Origin of the sequence: Methanofollis sp. W23, from assembly GCF_017875325.1 — an archaeon.
In the GTDB taxonomy this organism is placed as follows: Archaea; Halobacteriota; Methanomicrobia; order Methanomicrobiales; family Methanofollaceae; genus Methanofollis.
The window spans coordinates 1,198,670-1,219,717 of record NZ_JAGGMN010000001.1 but is presented as its reverse complement, the minus strand read 5'-3'; the positions used below and the strand labels follow the sequence as shown (position 1 = coordinate 1,219,717).

Below are 21,048 nucleotides of genomic sequence, written 5' to 3'. Positions count from 1 at the left end.
TTTCGCCCCTGGGACCCAGAAAGAATTCTTGTCCGCCTCTCTTTGTGCGGGAGGCCGGGGATCTCAATTACTCTGTCATGAAGAGAGAACGCAACTGGACTGATCTATGGTGTCCCGTCCTCGCCAGAGAGACCGATCCTGAAATCTTCTCCAGGTCGAAAAAAGAGGATAGGTCCATAGGAACCGCTCAGGCCCCGCTCATAGGGGCCGTAAGGCCGGCATAGGATGGTTTTTTCCTGATCGCTTCGAGTTTCTTCTCCAGGTCGTCGGTGAGGTGCTGGACCTTCGCAAAGTCCTTCTTCCTCGCAAAGACGGCGTTTTCCAGCGCCTGGACCATGCCCTTGATCTCCTCGTCCTTCTCTGAGTCCTTGATGAGGTCTGCACGCTTGATCAGGGCGGCGGCCGTCTCGAGGGCGGCCCGCTGCTCCCCGCCGTACAGGATATCCCAGGAGAGCCGCTCGAACTCTTCGAGCCGCTCTTTCGGGAGCGACGGCTTCACCTTTGCAAACCCCTCCTCGAAGTGCGTCTTCGTGAGCCGCACATTTGCAATGGCGTCGGCCCGCTCCTGGGGCGACTTCTCCCGCATCGCCTCAATGAACTCGCGCATCGCCGCCAGCTTCGCCTCCCTCACCAACGCCTCGATATCGGCGCCGGCAAAGCCCTCTGTCCGGTTCACCATGGCTTCGATATCGACATCGGCGGCGAGCAGTCCCTCGATGCCGCGCAGGTAGACCTCGAAGATCTTCTTCCTGCTCTCTCTGTCTGGGGGCGGGACATAGACGATCCGGTCGAGCCTGCCAGGGCGCATCAGGGCCTCGTCAAGCATGTCGGGCCGGTTTGTTGCACCCAGCACCATGACGCCCTTGAGTTCCTCCAGGCCGTCGAGTTCAGTGAGGAGCTGGGAGACGACACTCTCGGTGACATGTGTCGACCCGGAGTACGAGCCGCGCCTAGGCACCAGCGAATCGATCTCGTCGAAGAAGACGATCGACGGCGCCGCCTGCCTGGCCTTCCTGAAGATCTCGCGCACGCCCTTCTCGGATTCGCCGACCCACTTGGAGAGGAGTTCTGGGCCCTTCACCGAGATGAAGTTGCACTCGCTCTCGTTTGCCGTCGCCTTGGCAAGCATGGTCTTGCCGGTGCCGGGAGGACCGAAGAGGAGGATGCCCTTGGGCGGTTTGGTCTGCATCCTGGCAAAGACCTCGGGGTACTTCAGCGGCCACTCCACCGCCTCGCTCAGGTCGGCCTTCACCTCCTCAAGCCCGCCGACATCGGTCCACTTCACGTCAGGCACCTCGACGAGCACCTCGCGCATCGCCGAGGGTTCGACATGCTTGAGGGCCTCGTCGAAGTCATCACCGGTCACCTTCAGTTCCTCGATCAGGCCAGCCGGGATCTCCTCCTCTGACTTGATCTTCGGGATCACCTTGCGGAGGGCGTGCATCGCCGCCTCCTTCACCAGGAGCGAGACGTCGGCCCCGACAAACCCGTGGGTGATCTCGGCCAGGTGGTCGAGGTCCACGTTCTCGGCAAGGGGCACGCCCCTGGTGTGGACCTGGAGGATCTCGTGGCGTCCTTTCTTGTCAGGGATCCCGATCTCGATCTCGCGGTCGAACCGCCCGCCCCGGCGCAGCGCCGGGTCGAGGACGTCGGGGATGTTGGTGGCGGCGATGACCACGACCTGCCCCCTCGACTCGAGCCCGTCCATGAGGGCGAGGAGCTGGGCGACCACACGGCGTTCCACCTCGCCCTTCGTCTCCTCGCGTTTGGGTGCGATGGAGTCGATCTCGTCGATGAAGATGATCGTCGGGGCATTCTCCTGGGCCTCCTCAAAGACCTCGCGCAGCCGCTCCTCTGACTCGCCATAGTACTTGCTCATGATCTCAGGGCCTGAGATCGAGATGAAGTGGGCGTCCACCTCGTTGGCGACGGCCTTGGCGATGAGGGTCTTGCCGGTGCCCGGTGGGCCGTAGAGGAGTACGCCCTTGGGCGGCTCGATCCCGAGGCGCTCGAAGATCTCGGGGTGGCGCAACGGGAGTTCGATCATCTCCCTGACCATGTCGAGTTCCCGGCCCAACCCGCCGATGTCCTCGTAGTGTATGTCAGAGACCTGTGTGCGTTTGCCTTCCTCTGGCTTGTACGGGGTCTCTTTCAGTTCAATCTCGGTGGTGTCGGTGATGATCGCGATTCCCCTGGGAGTCACCTTGGAGATGACGAAGGTGAGCGGGTTGCCGAGGACGTTGATCCTGAAGGTTTGTCCCTCAAAGACCGGGCGCCCGGCCATCAACCGGCGGAGGTACTGCTCGCCGCCGACGAGTCTGATCGGCTGGGTGGGCTGGATGACCACTTTCTGGCCATAGCCCACCTCCACCTTTCTGATCTTGACGGTGTCGTCGATCCCGACGCGTGCGTCGCTCCTGATGTTGCCGTCGATCCTGATGATTCCCCGCCCGGTGTCCTCTGGATAACCGGGCCAGACGATGGCGGCGGCTTTCTCCCGTCCCTGGATCTCAACCACATCGCCGGAGACAAGGTTGAGGGCCTTCATCACGTCGATCCCGACGCGTGCAATCCCCCGGCCTGCATCCTCGTGATATGCTTCCTTGACGATGACTTCAACCTGATCCTTTGGCATGGTTCCACCTTGTATACGTGACTTACTACAAGTTAGTGCAACCAGTACTTAAAAATTTCGGGTGGCTTTTTCATGATGGACAGGAGATACACTCACCTTCGGTAATGATCCAGTCCATCCGCCGGTCGAAGGGCTCGCTCGGGATGGACTGAACTTCCTGACAGGAAAAGGCGACCCCGATGATGGTCAGGCCTGGGTTGGCCTCGAGGAAACGGTCGTAGTAACCGGCCCCATACCCGAGGCGGTTGCAGCCACGGTCGAACCCGACCATGGGGACGACCACGGCATCAAGGGCGGCGGGGTCGACCGGCACCTCGTGGCCGATGGGTTCGGGGACATGAAAGGTGCTCTCGACCAGCACGCTCCGGTCGGGGATGGAAGAAAGGCGGAGGGTGTGGGTTTCCTTTTCGATGATCGGGAGGACCACCCTCCTGCCCGCGGCGAGGAGGGCGTCGATGAGGCCGGCGGTCTCGACCTCTGGAGATTTGGAGGCGTAGAGCATCACGGTCTCCGCCCTGTCGAGAAGGGGGAGGAGGCGCCTCGTGATGGCCTCGCTCTTTTCTGTGATCTCGTCTGGAGAGAGGGCGGCACGGCGTGCCTTGACCTGCTCTCTCAGTGCGTTTTTCTCTATGGCCTGTCTGTCCGGCACAGCACTCATCCTAGAGGCGTGGGACGAGATCCGGGATAAATCCGCTGTTCGGGCCGTGTAGTATTGGGCATGGGTCAAGAGCATGCCTCACGCATGCCACATGAACATTGCTCCGAGCAACGCTTCGGAGTGTGGAAGGATCCTTATTCCCTCTCAATCACGGCCGGGCGGTGGGGAAGGCACCACCCCCAGCGCGAGGGTATGGGAAGGTGTGATGATCAGACGTGCCGCCCCGATTGTAGAATTTTCACCGCCGTCTCGCGCCGGGGGGCGTTGCCCCCCGGACCCCCCACGGACAGAAGATAGGCAGGGGCGGCGATTGAACGGGATATTCTCTGTTGCCCTGTCGTGAGGAAAGGGATTCCTCCACACCTCGAAACGCCACTCAGAACAATTTTCATCCCATATGCCTGAAGCGTACGTTCGCTTCATGCCCTATTCAATAGAGCCGTTATTCCTGTCCTCCCCCCACCGGTCACACGGGAGCGGTGAGGGTGTGGTCAGCCCCTGATTCATCCTCCCGAAGAGAATTGTACAGAGCCACTGTTCAGAACGATTCCTTGAACGCCCTGAGGGAGTCGGCGAGCACCTTTGTCTTGCCAAGGATGCCGGCGATGAGGATGGTGTCGAGGATCTCGTCGCGGGTCGCCCCTTCCTTGAGGGCCGCGCCGATGTGGACCTTCACGCACTTGTCGGCACCTGCCCCGGCGGCGGCGGCGATTGCCACGAGTTCTGCGGTTTTGGCGTCGAGACTCTCGGGGCGGGCGGTCTTGTAGTCGCCGAGCGCCGAGAAGACGAAGGCCTCGGGGCGCTCGCGCATCAGTTTGAAGATGAAGGGAACGGTCCCGAGCCACTCCTCGGTCTCTGCAAGGACATCGTCTGCCATCTCATCGGCATGGGTGAGAAAGTCGTCGATGGTCTTCTGTGTCGTCGGTTTCATGAATGGATCTTGGAAGGCGTGGGTTATCAGTCTGTCTTTTTTGGATTTAGAGAATCGAATATATCAACTCTGTAGAATCTAACATGAACCTTGGGGCTCAGGCATGTGTCTGGGGCCGTGCTCTGCTTTCAGAGCAGGACATCACGCGGGAATCACCTGATGGCCGCCCACGTCTCTTCTCATCGTGGGGCTGTACCCCCTGGATGACGATGAGGCAAGAGAAAGGGTCGATCATTCAGAGGATGGAACTGCAATCTGCGTATCTGTTCAGAAGGTGTTTGATGGGCTCTGTAGAAACCCCCACCTATTCCTGGGGTGAGCGTGACTCCCCCGCCTTCCCCATCAGCTCACCAGGGGCGAGTGCCGCCCGGACCCCCGGGACCACGACGTGAACGGGAAAGCAGAATAGACGACCATGACGAAGGGGCTGCCGTCCTCGACCTATCGTGTGGTGGGGGTTCGGGGGGCGCCACGCCCCCCCCCAGAGAGATTCATCAAGAGGATTTCTACAGAGCCGTTTAATGAACTCAAACCAGTATGGAAACCAGAAGAGATGATCATCAAGATCAAACTCTCCGCCCCTGCGATGTGACGGAGGAAGTTCCTGAAGTACGGCGTCTTTCAAGAGCGCGCTACTGCCCTGCCCCCACAGTGAATATGAAACCAGGAAGACGGAATGGTTGACTACAAGAGGGGTGTTGATGTCCTCGTCTCTTCTCCTACATAGCTGAAAAAAAGATTCAAAAAAATTTTTGATTTTTTAGAAATGGAAATTCTTGTTGACGATCTTGAGGGCGCAGTAATCGCCGCACATCGTGCAGCCGTCGGTGTCGGCGGGCATCCGCTCGTCCCTGATCTTCTTCGCACGCTCAGGGTTCATGGCGACCGCGAACTGGCGCTCCCAGTCGAGGTCGCGGCGGGCATGGCCCATCTCGAGGTCGTCGTCGCGCTTCTTGAGTTTGATCATGTCGCCGACATGGGCGGCGATCCGTGAACTCATCACGCCTTCATAGACCTCCTCAGGGGTCGGGAGGGCAAGGTGCTCTGCCGGGGTGACATAGCAGATGAAGTCAGCGCCGCAGGCCGAGGAGAGGGAGGCACCGATCGCGGCGACCCGGTCGTCGTAGCCGGGGGCGATGTCGGTGACCAGGGGGCCGAGCATATAGAAGGGCTTCCTGTTGGTGACCCGCTTCTGGACGACGACATTTGCCTCGACTTCGTCGAGCGGGATGTGACCGGGCCCCTCGATGATCGTCTGGACCCCGAAGTCGTTGGCCTTGTCGGCGAGTTCGGCATTGATGATCAGTTCCTGGAGCTGCGCCCGGTCGGTGGCGTCGTGGACGGCCCCGGCCCGCATGCCATTGCCAAAGGAGAGGGTGACCTCGTGTTCCTTGAGGATCTCCAGAAGGTAGTCGAACTCAGCATAGAGCGGGTTCTCCTGCTCATTGTGGAGCATCCATGCGGTCATGAACGCCCCGCCGCGGGAGACCAGGCCGCCGTGCCTGCCCTGGTTCTGGAGCCTCTTCATCGTCTCCAGGTTGATGCCGGTGTGGATGGCCATGAAGTTCGTGCCGAGCTTCGCCTGCTCCGCGGTGATCCTGAAGAGGTCGTCAGGATCCATGAAGACGACGCCGCCTTTGTTCCTGGCGGCCTCGATGAAGGCCTGGTACAGAGGGACACTCCCCACCGAGAGGGTCGTCGCCTCGACGACCCGGCGCCTGATATCCAGGAAGTCGCCGCCGGTGGAGAGTTCCATCAGGGTGTCGGCGCCGGCGAGTTCGGCCTGCCGTGCCTTCTCGATCTCCTGGTCGACGTCCACGATATCGGTGGAGGTCCCGATGGATGCGTTCACCTTGGTCCGCAGTCCCTCGCCGATACCGCAGATTTTGACGTCCCTGTACGGGGAGACCGGAATCGTGATATGGCCCTCGGCCACGCCGCGCCGGACAAAGTCCTCGGTGACTCCTTCCTTCTCGGCGACGATTTTCATCTCTTTCGTGATGACGCCGCGTTTTGCATCCTCAATTAGTCCCATATCCCTAAGATTGGAGAAACTCCCAGATAAACTCTCTGTTTCCAAAATCTTCGCTAAATTTTGCTTGTTCTCCGATCAAGTAAATTTGTTTACGTTTTCACAAGTGAATTTTTCTCCATGGGTCTGCGCCCCCATTCCCTTCGCGCGTGCGATAGGCAGTGGACGGCGCCCTCCTCTTCATGGACACATCTCCATCTTCCCGTCTCAATCTTGTTCCCTGGGTGCGACCGATGTGGGGGGTGGTCGAATCATACTTGATCCAGGAAATGATGAGATTTTCTACAGGACTATAAATATCGATGATATTGATGAAAACTATGAAATAAAATTATTTTTTCCAAAATTGGAAGGTTAAATCACTATAAAAATTTAGAAATCATTATCATAACTTCAGAGAAAATATTATCCTACGTGAGACCTGAGAGACCCCCCAGAACACAGTCACTCTCCAGGGCAGGATGTGACGCGCTGGTCCTTCTCTCAGCCGGAGGCCTCCTCTTCCTGACCGCCGTATATATTGATGCCTTCGAGATGCTCGTGGCGTTCACTCGCCTCTATGAGCGCTGGGAGATCGACGAGATCTTCATCGCGGTCCTCATCCTCTCGGTGGGGCTTGCCATCTTCTCGCTGCGGCGGTGGCGTGAACTCAGGGCCGAGATGCAGGCACGGAAAAAGACCCAGGAACGGCTGAACCTTGCCATCGAGGGCGGTTCTCTCGGGGTATGGGACTGGGACGTTGCCACAGGAGAAATATCACTGATCCATGGGTGGGTCAAAACCAGGGATGACCGGTCCCTTGAGGAGGAGACTCATGTCTCGACCCTGGGAGAGCGCATCCACCCCGACGACCGCTCCCTGCTGATGAGAAAGATGGCAGAGGTGCGGGACGACACCATGCCCTATTATGAAGGGGACTGCAGGCTGCAGGGCCATGAAGGAGGATGGCGGTGGGTGCATGTCAGGGGGAAGGTGACGGCCCGCGACCACGAAGGCCACCCTGCCAGGGCGACCGGGATCTCAAGGGACGTCACCGAGGTCCACCGGGCCCAGGACGCCCTCAGGGAGGCAAACAAAAAACTCGACCTCCTCTCCACCATCACCAGGCACGACCTCCTCAACCAACTCAGTACCATCGTCGCCTATAATGGCATGGTCGAGGGGGCAGTCGGCAAGAATGAGACGCTCAAGGATTTTACCCGGCGCATAGCCGCTGCGAGTGAGACGATCAGGGAACAGATCGTCTTCATGCATGACTACAGGAGCATGGGAGTGAAGGCCCCTGCATGGCAGTGCGTGGAGGCGGTCGCCAGGGCCGCCGGGGAGAGGGCTTCACGTGGAGACCTTGAGATCACCATCCTCACCGGGCGACTCGAGATCTTTGCCGACCCACTCTTCGAGAAGATCCTCTTCAACCTCGTGGACAACACCCTCCGCCATGGGAAGAGGGCGACGAAGGCCATGGTCTCGTTCCGTGAAGAGCAGGAAGAGGGCGTCATCGTCTATGAAGACGACGGGGTCGGGGTCCCCCCTGCCCTCAAGGAAAAGATCTTCACCCGCGGATTTGGGCGAGAGGACTCAGGGCTCGGGCTCTTCCTGGTGAGGGAGATCCTTGCCATCACCGGGATGACCATCACCGAGACAGGGGGCGAGGGGGAGGGGGCGCGGTTCGAGATCGTCGTGCCGGCCGGCGGGTTCCGGTGGGGCCGTTCCCTCGACATGGCTGCGCCGTGAGGGCATCCTGCACTCTTCGGCCGATCGTGTCCCTCTTGATGCCATGGGGAGGGGTCTCAAAGATCAGTCCGCACCCCTCACCCATACCGATGTAAATTCTCACGAGTCTTCCAGGGCGTGCACTGTCTTCCCTCGCCCCAGGTAGTGGACAACCAGGGGATGACCTGAGGACGTCGAGAACAGAGAATATCTCCGAGGTCATCCCACCATCTCCCGCCCTCCCCCTCGCAGAAGATAGCAATGGATGTGGTGGAGAGATCCTCCCCTTTTCGGTGTGCCCCCATGCATTCATGCCTTCCCTCCCCACTGCGCCTGGGGGGCCTCCCCCGGACCTCCGGGATGGCGATAGGAGCGTGAAGGCAACGCGATGATCGTGAAGACGGGGTGCGACCCCCCGCCAGAGAAAGACATCCAGAGGTTTACCATGAAAATGATCCTGACGATCGACCCGGGAGGTTTATACGATGATTTCCCCTCACCAGGATCCTCCATACCTGATATACGAACTACAGAAACACTCTCAGAATGATTGCCCGTCCTCAGCGCAGCACCGTCACCGTCGTCTCGCACCGGGGACGGAGAGAGGAGATGTGGGGTCGGCGATGAGGCGGCAGTCTCACAGAGTGCCCTGTCCGGAAGGGATGGGCACAGGTCCCTCGCCCTGGAGACCCACGATCATGTTCAATCGCGTATGCGTGAACTCAGAGTCATGCTCGATTCTACAATGCCGGAAAAAAGGTTCTGTAGGGAGAGTTCAGGCCCCGAAAAATTCTGGGATATACTCCTCCACCCCTCTCCTTGAACGTTCGATAGGTTCTATAAAACCGATCACCCATACTACACAACGGTGATTTTTTGAAGGTGAACTTCGGGGGATTTATCCCGCTCAGCACGGTGGACTGGAGAGGGAAGGCGGTCTGTACGGTATTTTTACGCGGCTGCCCGGTACGGTGTCATTATTGTCAGAACACCGCCATCCTCGAAGGAAAAGACGAGCGCGAGGTTGATGAGGTGCTTGCCATGATCAGGGAGTCCACCCTCCTCGCCTCTGGCGTCGTCTTCTCAGGCGGCGAGGCGACGATGCAGAAGGACGCCCTCCTCGCCCTGGCCAGGGGCGCGAAGAAGATGGGGCTCGGCGTCGGCCTCCAGACCAACGGAGTCTACCCGGCGACGATCAGGGCCCTCCTCGAAGAAGGGCTCATCGACCATATCGCCCTCGACGTCAAGACCACCTGGCGCCGCTATAACAACCTCCTCAAACAGGACTTCAAAGAACGTGTCCAGGAGTCGCTCGACCTCTGCATCAGGGGCTTCCAACAGGGCGCCCTCCCCGAGTTCGAGGTCGTGGTCACGACCTTCAGGGGATGCGAGGACGAGATCAGATATATCGCACAGGACGCCGACGGCGTCGACTTTGTCCTCCAGCAGGGAGTTATCGCCGGCGTCGCCCCCCTCACCTTCACCGAACTTGCGGCCATCGCCGACGGCCTGGGCCGGACCGTGAAGATCAGGACACGAGAAGACGGCGAGGTCGTCTACGAAGGCAGACGGATCGTCAGAGCAGAACGCATTGATGTCAGCAGGATCGAGCAGGAGCATGTACGATGAAGGTCATCGGGATCGTCGGGATGCCGGCGAGCGGAAAAGGAGAGTTCTCAAAGATCGCAGAGGCCAGGGGCATCCCGGTCGTGGTGATGGGCGACGTGATCAGGGCCGCCGTCCTCGAAGCAGGGCTTGAGATGACCGACGCCAACATGGGGAAGGTCTCCTCAGACCTCCGCGCCGAGCATGGCATGGGGGCGATCGCCCTCAAGACCGTCCCCTTCGTCGAGGGCCAGGCCGCCCCGATCGTGGTCATCGACGGGATCAGGGGCAGCGCCGAGGTCGAGATCTTCAGGGAACACTTCCCCACTTTCCTCCTTGTCGCGGTCAAGGCCTCGTTCGAGACCAGGTTCGGCCGCCTCAAGGAACGCGGCCGCGCCGACGACGTCGAGTCTGCAGAAGAACTCAGGAGACGGGACGAGCGTGAGCGCGGCTGGGGCCTGGGTACGGCGATGGCCATGGCCGACGTCGAGGTCACGAACGAAGGCGGCATGGGAGAATACACCGCGAAGGTCGCCAGGCTCATCGGGGCGATGGAGGGGTGCCCATGAGCGTCGTTCCCTATTTCTCGTCCTCCTCGACGGTCTGGAAATCGGTCGAGTGGGTCTTTGGGATCGAGGAGGTCGGGTATACCGGCTGGGAGATCTCGGCCGACGGCAACTACCGCCTTGATGATCCGGAGAAGAAGCGGGCCGTCCTCGACGTCATCGAGAGCACGCACCTCGACGTGACCGTCCACGCCCCCTACGCCGACCTCAACCTCGCCTCCATCAACGACCCCATCTGGCAGGAGTCGGTACACCAGCTCTGTGCCTGCGTCGAGCACGCCGCCGACCTCACCGACCGGGTCACCATCCATCCCGGCTACCTCTCGCCTGCAGGAAAACTCCTGCCTGAGAAGGTATGGAGCCTGCAGAAGGAGGCTCTCCGCGTGCTCGGGGCATGCGGTATCGAGCACGGGGTGAAGGTCTGCCTCGAGAATATGATCAATATCCCTGAGTTCCTCTGCCACGACCCCGACGAACTCCTCGGGATCACCGAGGGGATCGAGGGCGTGGGGGTCACCTTCGACCTGGGCCATGCCAACACGGTCAGGGCGGTCAACGGGTTCCTTGCGCATATCGGCGATGCCGACCACCTCCACATCCACGACAACCACGGAACCTCGGACGAGCACCTCGCCCTCGGCGCCGGGACCATCGACTGGGAGAAGGTCGGGCGCGTCGTCGCACAGGGATACCGGGGCAAGGTCGCCGTCGTCGAGGGGCGCAACCTCGACGAGGCACGAGAGAGCCTTGCAGTCTTCAGGAGGCGGTTCGTATAGCCGGCGAGACGTTGCAGGTCTACTTCCTCGGCACCGCCGGGGCGCTCCCCACCATAACCCGCAACCCCCCCTGCATCATGGTGAGGCGGGGGTCTGACACCCTCCTCTTCGACTGCGGGGAAGGGGGCCAGCAGCAGATGATGCGGGCGCGGACCGGGTTCCTGGTCGACGCGATCTTCATCACCCACTGGCATGCCGACCACTTTCTGGGGGTGCTCGGGCTGGTCCAGACGATGTCGTTCAACGGCCGGACCGAACCGCTCGTCATCTACGGCCCGGAAGGGGTCTACGAATTTGTCGAGCACACCAGGCAACTCGGCAAGACCAGGCTCGGCTTTGACCTCCAGCCGGTCAGGCTCAGTCCTGGTTCGACGGTGCGCTTCGATGGCTACCAGGTGGAGGCCTTTGCCACCTGTCATGGGATGCCGAGCCTCGGGTATGTCCTCAGGGAGGACGGGCGCCCGGGGCGGTTCAACAGGGAGAAGGCGATCGCCCTCGGGATCCCCCCTGGCCCGCTCTTCGGCCATCTCCAGCGCGGTGAGACGGTGACGGTGGATCACGAAGGAAAAGAGGTGACCGTCACCCCCGACCAGGTCATGGGGCGGGCGCGCCCCGGGCGGACGGTCATCTATTCTGGGGACACGCGGCCCCTTCACCACGGCCCCCTCGACGGCCTGGAAGACGCGGATCTCCTCATCCACGACGCCACCTTCGATGACGCAGAACGAGAACGGGCGAGCGAGGTCTTCCACTCCTCTGCAGGGGAGGCCGGGGAAGCGGCGGCGGCGCTTGGGGCGCACGCTCTTGCCCTTGTCCATATCAGTTCCAGGTACACATCGACGGCAAACCATATACAGGATGCACGAAAGAAGTTTGAAGGCGAAGTGATTGCACCACCAGACCTGACAATGGTGGAGATTCCTTTCAGGGAGTGACGAAGTGATGGATGTGACGGAGGGGGAGGATGAGTGCGGGAAACGTCCTGGGGCGCGAGCATCGCCTCTTTCTTACCGGCACAACAGCGCTGCTGATCAGCACCGCCGTCGCGGTCGTCGCCGGGTCATATCTCTCCTCTATCCGTGAGACTCTCACGCTCATCCCTGGGCTGCTGGTCCTCGTCCCACCGACGATCAATATGCGCGGCAGCATCTCGGGGGTGCTCGCCTCCCGCCTCTCCTCGTCGATGCACCTGGGGGAGTTCTCCCCTGACTGGCGGCGGGGAGGCGTCCTTGCCGAGAACCTGCACGCTTCTTTTATTCTTACCGTCGCCACCGCCATCGCCCTCGGGTTCATCGCAAAACTTGCGGCCTGGGGCTTTGGGGTCGAGGTGATCGCGGCCGGCGACCTCATTCTCATCTCGGTGATCGCCGGGATCCTCTCTGGGCTCCTGGTGATGGGGTTCACGGTCCTGGTCTCGGTTCTCTCGTACAGGCGCGGGGTGGACATGGACATGATCGCCGCCCCGGCGGTAACGACCATCGGCGACCTGGTCACCATCCCAGTCCTCGCCCTCACGGCGGTGACGGTCGTCGCCCTACCCACAGAATGGCGGGCCGCTCTCCTCGTCCTTGTACTCATCGTTGCAGCGGTGGCGACCGGGTATTCATGGGTGCATGGTGACCGGGCCAGGGAGATCGTCTCCGAGATCCTGCCCCTCCTTGTCGGGCTCTCGGTCCTCGGGACGGTCGCGGGGGTGACCTATACGATGGACCTCGACCGTCTCGTCACGGTCGGGGCGCTTCTCATTCTCATCCCGCCTTTCGCCGGGATCTGCGGGTCGATCGGCGGGATCCTCTGCTCGCGTCTCGGAACCTGGATGCACCTCGGGCTGATCGACCCGTCCCTCCGGCCGTCCCGTGAGGTCGGTATCCAGTGTGTCCAGAGTTATCTCTTCACCCTCGTCCTCCTCCCGCTGATGGCCGCCCTCGCCCACGGCGCCGCCCTCCTCCTCGGGGCGACCTCGCCGGGCCTGTTCACCCTGGTCGGGATCGCCGTCTGCGCAGGAGTGGTGGTGATGACCATCGTCAACGGGATCGCCTATCTCACGGCGAGTATCTCGTTCAGGTACGGGTTTGACCCTGACAACTTCGGGATCCCGGTGATCACCTCGGTGATCGATCTCCTGGGGGCAGTGGTCCTCATTGCGGTGATCAACTTCTTCCTGTGAAGCAGATGCGGGGGTGCCGGGTTCCACATGTCGAGAGACCCACGATCATTTGCATCGCGTATGCGTGAACCCAGAGATCATGCCGGGCTCTACAGATCCATGGATGCTTCTATGCCTGAGATCCGCGCCCGCGCAAGCGGGTGTCTGGACCCCTGCTCCCCCTTCAGAGCAGGACACCACGCGGCAACATCATCAAATGGGTGCCATCACCTCTCCTCCTCGCGAAGGATCGGAGGTGTGATTCGCCCGCCTTCCCCCATGAATCGCGCCTGGGGCTCTGCCCTCGGACCCCCGGGATGAGGATAGGGGAGGGAATTCAGAGAAGTCATCTCAAAACTCTCCAACCTTACCTTTACAGAAGATAGCGATGGATGATGGTTGAAAGATCCTCACCCCCTCGTAGCCCAGAAGTACCTATGGCCTTCCCGCACGCTCGTGCCGGGGGCGCTGCCCCCGGACCCCCTGGATGACGATAGGAGGAGGGCGGCACCCTCTCGTCATAGTCCTCTATTCTGCCTTCTCGTTCACGTCGTGGTCTCGGGGTCCGGGCGGCCGCGCCCCTGGTGAGATGATGGGGAAGGCGGGGGAGTCACGCTCACCCCAGGAATAGGCGAGGGTTTCTACAGAGCCCTTCTCTCCTCTTCATATCATTTCGAAAATATTCTAGAGAACTGAAACCATCATGCAAAACTGGAGAGAATATCTTCAGGATCATTTTCATGGAAAATTATCTCGATGATTCCCTTCGCTTGAGAGTGGTCGCCTCACGACCCCCCACCCATCACATGAGCGATGAGGCGAGGAATGCAGCCCTCCTTTATGTTCGTCCATCGTGCCTTCTCAGCCCCATCTTGATCCTGTGGGTCGGGGCGGCACTCGCCCCCGCGCGGGCATGAAGGAACGCGATTGAGTCACACGTGCACTTCGAAGAGATGAGAGATTCTACACGCCTGGAATTTCATCTGATATGCGTGCCCGATTCTTCATCACCGCAACCCCTCACGGCGCTCACGACGACCTGTGGATCACAGAGATGCCCCTGCAAAGATCGATCTCGCCGCGCCTCCAGGGACCATGGCGTCAGTCCTATCATCCCCGGCCACAGGCGGCGTAGGGGAAACCCGTGCAACCCCTGAGGAGGTGCGCCCAACTACCAGTTAATATACCCTCGGGACAATACCAAAATGGAAGACGGTACTGACCATGATGGAAGTCGAATATCAGCCGACCAGCCTCAAAGATGTCCTCATCGAGATGAAAGACATCTCTGAACTGATGGTTGACCTCGCCTATTCTGCCATTCTTTTTGAAAGCCGGGACGTCGCCGGCGAGGTAGGAAACCTCGAAGAGATCATGAACAGGCACGTCTACCAGGCCCGCATCTCGGCGATGCTCGGGGCGCGGCGGGTAGAGGAGGCTGAGTCGATGAGCGGACTGTTGCAGATCGCAGAGTCGGCCGAGCGGATCTCGAACTCGGCCTCAGAGGTCTCGAAGCTCATCCTCAAAGGGGCCAAGTTCCCGCAGAAACTCAGAAACGCCCTGCCCGAGGCCGAGGAGGTCACGGTGCGGGTCGAGGTCAGGTCTGGCTCGGTCCTCGACGGCCAGACCCTGGGCGAGGTGAAACTCCAGAGCAGGTCAGGGATGCGTGTCATTGCCATCAGGCGGGGGAACGGCTGGATCTATGACCCTGACAAGTATTCAGGGGTCGCGGCCGGCGACATCCTCCTTGCAAAAGGGCTTGAAGCCGGCATCCGCCCCTTCCACATCATGACCGGTGCAGTCCAGGAAGCAAAAGAAGAAGCGGCAAAGGCCGGATGCGTCGACGACCTCGACCGCGCTGTCGCCCTTATGATCGAGATGAAAAATCTCTCCGAGCTTGCAGTCGGACTTGCATACACCTCTCTCCTCTTTACCAACGAGGACGTGGCCCAGGAGGTCGTCGCCCTCAATGAACGGATGGAGGACATGCGCTACCAGTTCGACCTGTGGGTGCTCGAGGCCGCAAAGAGGATCGAGAACGTGGAATATCTCCGCGGTCTCCTCTACCTCTCCTCCTTTGCCGAGACCATCTCGGGTGCGGCCTCTTCGATCGCTGATATCCTCCTCAGGGACATCGAGATCCCGCCGATCTTCAGGATGATCGTGCGCGAGTCAGACGAGATCATCACCCATCTCCAGGTGGAGAGGGGTGCGGCCCTTGCCGACCGGAGCCTCAAGGAGGCGTCGCTTGCGACGGTCACCGGCATGGTGGTGCTCGCGGTCAAACGCGGTGGTGAACGCTGGAAATACCGTCCCGGCCGTGACGAACGGCTTCACGCAGGCGATCGCATCATCGCAAAAGGGAGGAGAGACGGCGAGGAACGGCTTGCCACCCTTTGTTCAGCTGAGAATACATAACGCACGTACAATCAAGTGAGTTAAAGAAATGGTTCAACAAGAAGATACGATTGTGTACTCCCTTGGCTCGGGATGTGGGCTCGAGGACGTCGAAGAAGGCAAGATCTATGCAGGGACCGTGCAGGGCTTTGCTAACTTCGGCACTTTTGTCCAGTTGAATGCCAGGCTCAAGGGTCTGGTCCACAAGAGCAACATCCTTGGGCGTCATGAGGAGAAGGAACAGATCTTCGTGAAGGTCATCAACATCAGGAACAACGGGAACATCGACCTTGCCGAGGTCACCCCCACGGTCTTCCGCCTGGAGAACGTGACCAGACAGGCAAAGGTGACCGGGCTTGGCGACCTGGCCTCGCGGGTCGGGCGTGACGTCACTCTTGAGACGATCGTCGCTCAGATCAAGCAGACGAGCGGGCCGACGATCTTCACCCTGGTCGATGCCACCGGGAGCGGGAATGCCGCGGCCTTTGTCGAGGCCGGGGTGCGCGCCTACCCTGAGGTCGAACTCGGCGACTCGGTCTTTGTCGTCGGTGAGGTGATGCGCCGGCAGAACCAGCTCCAGATCGAGGTCAGCGCCATGGAACGTCTCTCCGGCGAGGACGCCCAGAGGGTCCACGACCGGATCGAGGAGGCGCTCGATGCCCGCTCTGAGCCCGAAGAGATCCCGCTTCTCATCGAGAGCGAGGCGATGGAGCAGTTGCGCCCTGAGATGCGGAAGGTCGCCAAGCGGATCAGGCGGGCGGTCTTTGAGGCCCAGCCGATCATCCTGCGCCACCACGCCGACGCCGACGGGATCAGCGCGGCGGTCGCGGTCGAGCAGGCGGTGGTCTCTCTCATCAAGGAGGAGGGCAATGACCTGGACACGGCGTATTATCTCTTCAAGCGCTCGCCGTCGAAGGCGCCCTTCTACGAGATCGAGGATATCACGAGGGATCTTGACTTCGCGCTGAAGGACAATGTCAGGTTCGGGCAGAAGATGCCGTTGATCGTCCTGATGGACAACGGGTCCACTGAGGAGGATATCCCGGCGATGAAGGTGGCCAGGGTCTACGACCTCCCGATCATCGTCGTCGACCACCATCATCCCGACGCTGTCGTCGACGATTACCTGGTCGCCCATGTCAACCCCTATCATGTGGGTGCCGACTTCGGGATCACGGCCGGGATGCTCGGGACCGAGGTGGCACGGCTCATCTTCCCGGGCGTGAGCGACCGGATCAAACACTTCCCGGCGGTTGCGGCGGTCGGTGACCGGAGCGAGGCGCCCGAGAGGCAGCGTTACCTCGACCTCATCGCCGACGACTACACCGAGGACGAGTGCAAGGACATCGCCCTGGCCCTGGACTACGAGCAGTTCTGGCTGCGGTTCAATGACGGCAGGGAGATCGTCAAGGACCTCCTGAATGTGGACGGCGAGCGTGACCTGCAGGACAGGTTCGTCAACCTCCTGGTCGACGAGGCGAACGCCGCCATCGAGGACCAGATGAGTGCGTCCATGCCCCATGTCACCGAGGAAATTCTCGCAAATGGTGCGCATCTCTTCAGGATCGATGTGGAGATCTTTGCCCACAGGTTTACGTTCCCCCCGCCGGGCAAGACGTCGGGCGAGATCCACGACCGTCTCTGCCAGCAGCACCCGGGCGAACCGGTGGTCACGCTTGGGTTTGGCCCGGACTTTGCGGTGCTCCGTTCCCGTGGCGTGATGATGAATATCCCGCAGATGGTCAGGGAGCTCCACGAGGAGATCAAGGGCGGCGGGATCAGCGGCGGCGGTCACCTGGTGGTCGGGTCGATCAAGTTCGTCGAGGGGATGCGCGAGGAGGCGCTCGCCAGTCTGGTCGAGAAGATCGGGCGCGTGCCGGTGGAGACGTCCCTGCCCGAGCATTCAGAAGAGTGAACCTCAGGCTCAAGGCCTCTTCTTTCTCCTTTCTCAGGAGAGGCGGGGTCATGGCGTACTATTCTTTTCATATTATTCAGGAGGGCATCCCAAAATTCTCTGGCTTTCCCCTACGCTCCTGCCTGGGGTGCGTGCCGCTCCCCGAACCCCCCGCCGCATATAGATAGGTCAAGGAGGGCAGCATTCTCGTCACGGTTGCCCATGATGCCTTCCCGGTCCTATCTTCGTCCTCGGCTCGGGGCCCGGGCGGCAACGAAGTGGTGGTTCCCCCCGTGGTGTCCCTGCACGAAAGGGGAGCACGGGTCCACACGCCCTGGAGACACGCGATCATGTTCATCACGCATCTGTGGGCCGGGGGTTCATGCATGATTCTACAGAATTGAAGTATGGACATTCTCCTGACCTGAAGCGCTTCCTTCCTGAAATTTTGGCCCTGTAAAAATCCTCTCAGTTCCTCTCGGTGGCGGGGGGTTGCACTCCCCGGTCCCCCTGCGGCACGATATGTCGGGGACGGCATCACGCTCATCATAGCCGTCCATTATGCCTTCCCGGCCCTATCATCGTCCCTGGGGTCCGGGGGCGCCGCGCCCCTGGCGCGGAAGTATAGGAAGGCAGGTGAGTCGCGCTCACACCAAAAAGTGGAGAGGGTTTCTACACCGCCGAAATTTTGGACAGATGGTTCTCGGTGGTGGGAAGCGTGCCGCCCCCCACGCCCCCCGCCACACGGGAGGTCGAGGACGGCACCACCCCCGTCATGATCATCCATTCGGCATCTCCGTCCCCCGCCCGTCCAGGGTCGCACCTTTTCTCCTCTCTTTTGGGTGCGCCATCGCGTCCTCCCGCGGCAGAAGTGATTTATGCGACGGCCCTGAGATAGTAGTTCATTGGAGGGAATGCCATGGTACGAAATATCTATTCCCGGGCCTCCCTGTTCGGGATACTATGCGGTCTCCTCCTGCTGGGCCTGGTTGTCATGTCGCCGGCCGCCGCACGAGGAGATACGATATCCCAGATCGAACCTGGAGACACGGTCTTTGTCTATGAAGAAGGGCTCAATCTCTCTGCCCTGAGAAATGAGACGACCAACAATCCGGTCACGGCGTTGGTCAGGTACGAAGACGGCGATGTCGAGAAGGGCGAGCAGAACCGGATCTCGGTCCCTGACGACTCCTCTGTCAGCCTCATCGATGTCGATATAGATGAGGACGAGACCGGGACATACTATGCCTACAGCAGGGGAGACAATGGACGGACTGGGGACAGGATCATGATCCGGTACCCTGAAGTCAGGATCGAACCTGTCCTTGCCGCCCCCAACCATGCCGACAGGATCGAGGGGATCACCATCCCGGCAGGGACTGCGATCGCCTTCAAGGTGGTCGGTCACTATGTGGGCACCGAGTATCATGCCGGTGATGAATATGCCATGGTCGATCTCGTGGTCACGTCACCGAGCGGGGCCGAAGTGACGTACTTCAAGGGGCAGGATCTCTCAGATATTCCGCTCACCGCTTCGGTCATCTATACCGACGACCCAGGGGTATCTGGACCGATCGTGCTTGACAGACTCGAAGAAGGGGAGTATAAAGTCCAGGCACGGTGGAGTGCACCCCAGGGCTTTGCCGACTATGCTGAGGACTCAAATGTCGTCACCTTTGACTCGGGTAACAGGATCGGCGTCAATATGACCGTGCCGACAGAGACGGTCACCGAGACCCCGAGTGTCACCGAGACCCCGGCGCCGACTGCAACCACGCCGGTACCGGCAGAGACGGTCACTGAAACCACGGTCCAGACGACGCCGGTTCCGGAGACGACAACAGAAGCTCCAACGACGGCACCTACGCAGACCCCGTTGTCATTGATCCCTGCTCTTGCCGCGCTTTCACTTGGAATCCTCGTACTGGCCAGAAAATAAACACTTCTCATTTTATTTTAAGCCAACGGGTTTAGCGGACCCAAATTCGGAATTCCTGGGATAAAATGGATAGAAAACGTAAGATATATATAAACAACTGATGATAGGACTAACAAGTCGAGGTATCGAGATGGTCAAACATAAAAGTCTCCGAGAAAATTATAATGATACACAGAGCCGGATTGTCCAATATTTAATAGGCGGTCTGAGAAGAGGGAAGCACTACTTCAAGTCAAAATACATCGCCCATGACCTCGGACTTTCAGCAAAAGAGGTCGGTACAAACCTCGCGATCCTCTCTGAGATCTGCGAGGAACTCGAGATCACACGCTGGAGCTATTCAAACTCGACCACCTGGATGGTCAGCCCCAGGGCGGCATGATACATATACTATAACTACAATTTTTAGGTATGGAACCGATTGTCTCTTTCGAGTCTGAGATCGAGTTTGTTGCCAGGATCAACGAGTTCAAGGACTGTATTATGCAGCAGGGCCCTGAAAGTGGGGGCGAACAGGACCCTGAACAACTCTGGTTCAATATCGATATCCCGAAGGCCCATGGCCTCAAGGCGGGCGACCGCGTACGGATCACGGTCGAGAAGATCTAAATTGGTGAAGACGGGGATCGTATTTTGCCCTGCTGATGGGTGGGGCAACACATTTTCAGAGACAAATACTCCCAATTTTTCTATAAAATAAGTAAATTACGCAGAAGTGAGTTTCGAAAAGTAGATATGAACCTGCGTCGCACCACATGGTGATGGCACGCGAGAAACTCAAACTCTGCATATTTGGCACCTTCAATGCAGGGAAGTCCTCTCTCATCACTGCCCTCGATCCCTCTGCAAGACACATCGAGGCAGACTGCGACGGCGAGGCGACGACCATCGCCCTCGACTTTGGGAGGGTGCGGGTGGGAGAGCAGCAGGTCTTCCTCTTCGGAACGCCCGGTCAGGACAGGTTTGAATTTGCCAGGAAGATCCTCTCCAGGGGAATGGACGGAGCGATCATCGTGGCGGACTCGACCATTGCGCCAGATCAGATGACAAGACAATTATATTCATGGTTGAAAGAGACCGGTCTCCCGGTCGTCTTCATGCTCAACAAATGTGACCTCCCCGAGTCAAGGCCGTCGCTCTATGCCGAGGCGGTCGGTGACGCCTCGGTCCATCTCATCTCGGCACGGACCGGGGAAAATGTCCATGAAGCCCTTGTCTCCTTTGTCAGCGGGATTGTCGAGGGGTGCAATCCCGCATAACCCATTTCAATACCATTCATCGGTGCCAGAGTTCTCCGTTCAATCGGTCCCCTTTCACCCCCTCTTTTTATTCCAGTTCGACCGCCGGGAACTGGAAACCAATACTATATCTTCTCCCAGCGGTCACATTCTGATGATGGCAGCAATTCCCCGGACTGCACCTCTGATCTGGCTCCCCTGCCTCTGCATCCTCGCGCTGACCGCAGGATGTACTGGCACCGGATTTGGAGAGGTGGACTATGCAGATGGCGCTCTCCAGGTCAAGGTGGACAACCCGTCAGGACCGCTGGAGGCTACCTTCCAGGTGACCATTTCCAGGACCAGCACCTTTGAACAGGAAGAGGTCGAGACCATCGTCAGGAGTGTAGATTTACAGGACGGCACCAATACCTTCTCCTATCCTGTGGCCCTTGAACCTGGTTCCTATAAACTCTATCTCTATCTCCTAGAAGGGGATGAACGGACGGCCGCAGTGATCAGGGATATCCAGGTGTGAG

17 protein-coding genes are annotated in these 21,048 nt (G+C 59.8%); 13 read left to right on the top strand and 4 right to left on the bottom strand.

The window, feature by feature from the left end; translation table 11 throughout:
• Positions 1 to 187: 187 nt before the first annotated feature.
• The 4 genes from J2129_RS05085 to thiC form a co-directional block, all read right to left on the bottom strand.
• The gene (locus J2129_RS05085) at positions 188 to 2,635 is read right to left on the bottom strand and encodes a CDC48 family AAA ATPase (RefSeq protein ID WP_209629838.1); all 2,448 of its coding nucleotides are present in this window, start codon (positions 2,633 to 2,635) and stop codon (positions 188 to 190) included.
• 70 nt (positions 2,636 to 2,705) lie between these two features.
• Positions 2,706 to 3,293 (bottom strand): 5-formyltetrahydrofolate cyclo-ligase, encoded by a 588-nt coding sequence (locus J2129_RS05080; RefSeq protein WP_209629837.1) that lies wholly within the window; start codon positions 3,291 to 3,293, stop codon positions 2,706 to 2,708.
• A 538-nt stretch (positions 3,294 to 3,831) separates the two neighbouring features.
• Positions 3,832 to 4,224, bottom strand: coding sequence for a carboxymuconolactone decarboxylase family protein (locus J2129_RS05075; protein WP_209629836.1), 393 nt, complete (start codon positions 4,222 to 4,224; stop codon positions 3,832 to 3,834).
• Between the two features lie 760 nt (positions 4,225 to 4,984).
• Entirely contained in the window at positions 4,985 to 6,259 is a 1,275-nt protein-coding gene (thiC, locus tag J2129_RS05070) for a phosphomethylpyrimidine synthase ThiC (RefSeq protein WP_209629835.1), read from the bottom strand.
• A gap of 411 nt (positions 6,260 to 6,670) precedes the next feature.
• On the opposite strand from thiC, the gene J2129_RS05065 reads away from it, so the two are divergent.
• The 13 genes from J2129_RS05065 to J2129_RS05005 all read left to right on the top strand — a co-directional run bounded on the left by J2129_RS05065 (position 6,671) and on the right by J2129_RS05005 (position 21,047).
• The gene (locus J2129_RS05065; RefSeq protein WP_209629834.1) at positions 6,671 to 7,990 is read left to right on the top strand and encodes an ATP-binding protein; all 1,320 of its coding nucleotides are present in this window, start codon (positions 6,671 to 6,673) and stop codon (positions 7,988 to 7,990) included.
• Positions 7,991 to 8,851: 861 nt separating this feature from the next.
• Positions 8,852 to 9,598, top strand: a complete 747-nt coding sequence (locus J2129_RS05060) for an anaerobic ribonucleoside-triphosphate reductase activating protein (protein WP_348632335.1) — start codon at positions 8,852 to 8,854, stop codon at positions 9,596 to 9,598.
• Positions 9,595 to 10,143: an AAA family ATPase gene (locus tag J2129_RS05055; RefSeq protein WP_209629832.1), complete on the top strand. Its 549-nt coding sequence runs from the start codon at positions 9,595 to 9,597 to the stop codon at positions 10,141 to 10,143. Before J2129_RS05060 ends, J2129_RS05055 begins: the two co-directional genes overlap by 4 nt.
• Entirely contained in the window at positions 10,140 to 10,916 is a 777-nt protein-coding gene (locus J2129_RS05050; RefSeq protein WP_209629831.1) for a sugar phosphate isomerase/epimerase family protein, read from the top strand. The genes J2129_RS05055 and J2129_RS05050 overlap by 4 nt, the downstream gene beginning before the upstream one ends.
• The gene (gene rnz / locus J2129_RS05045; protein ID WP_209631259.1) at positions 10,913 to 11,851 is read left to right on the top strand and encodes a ribonuclease Z; all 939 of its coding nucleotides are present in this window, start codon (positions 10,913 to 10,915) and stop codon (positions 11,849 to 11,851) included. The genes J2129_RS05050 and rnz overlap by 4 nt, the downstream gene beginning before the upstream one ends.
• Before the next feature lie 29 nt (positions 11,852 to 11,880).
• Positions 11,881 to 13,083 carry a magnesium transporter gene (locus J2129_RS05040; protein ID WP_209629830.1) on the top strand — a complete coding sequence of 401 codons (1,203 nt, stop codon included), beginning with the start codon at positions 11,881 to 11,883 and terminating at the stop codon, positions 13,081 to 13,083.
• A 1,203-nt stretch (positions 13,084 to 14,286) separates the two neighbouring features.
• Entirely contained in the window at positions 14,287 to 15,480 is a 1,194-nt protein-coding gene (locus J2129_RS05035) for a TrkA C-terminal domain-containing protein (RefSeq protein ID WP_209629829.1), read from the top strand.
• Positions 15,481 to 15,508: 28 nt separating this feature from the next.
• Complete coding sequence (locus tag J2129_RS05030) at positions 15,509 to 17,374, top strand: OB-fold nucleic acid binding domain-containing protein (protein ID WP_209629828.1); 1,866 nt, start codon at positions 15,509 to 15,511, stop codon at positions 17,372 to 17,374.
• 898 nt (positions 17,375 to 18,272) lie between these two features.
• Entirely contained in the window at positions 18,273 to 19,292 is a 1,020-nt protein-coding gene (locus J2129_RS05025) for a DUF3821 domain-containing protein (protein ID WP_209629827.1), read from the top strand.
• 130 nt (positions 19,293 to 19,422) lie between these two features.
• Positions 19,423 to 19,674 carry a hypothetical protein gene (locus tag J2129_RS05020; protein WP_209629826.1) on the top strand — a complete coding sequence of 84 codons (252 nt, stop codon included), beginning with the start codon at positions 19,423 to 19,425 and terminating at the stop codon, positions 19,672 to 19,674.
• A 29-nt stretch (positions 19,675 to 19,703) separates the two neighbouring features.
• Positions 19,704 to 19,901: a hypothetical protein gene (locus J2129_RS05015; RefSeq protein WP_209629825.1), complete on the top strand. Its 198-nt coding sequence runs from the start codon at positions 19,704 to 19,706 to the stop codon at positions 19,899 to 19,901.
• Positions 19,902 to 20,053: 152 nt separating this feature from the next.
• A complete protein-coding gene (locus tag J2129_RS05010) occupies positions 20,054 to 20,551 on the top strand; it encodes a GTP-binding protein (RefSeq protein ID WP_209629824.1) in 498 nt (165 codons plus the stop codon).
• 133 nt (positions 20,552 to 20,684) lie between these two features.
• Positions 20,685 to 21,047: a hypothetical protein gene (locus J2129_RS05005; protein ID WP_209629823.1), complete on the top strand. Its 363-nt coding sequence runs from the start codon at positions 20,685 to 20,687 to the stop codon at positions 21,045 to 21,047.
• Position 21,048 lies beyond the last annotated feature (1 nt).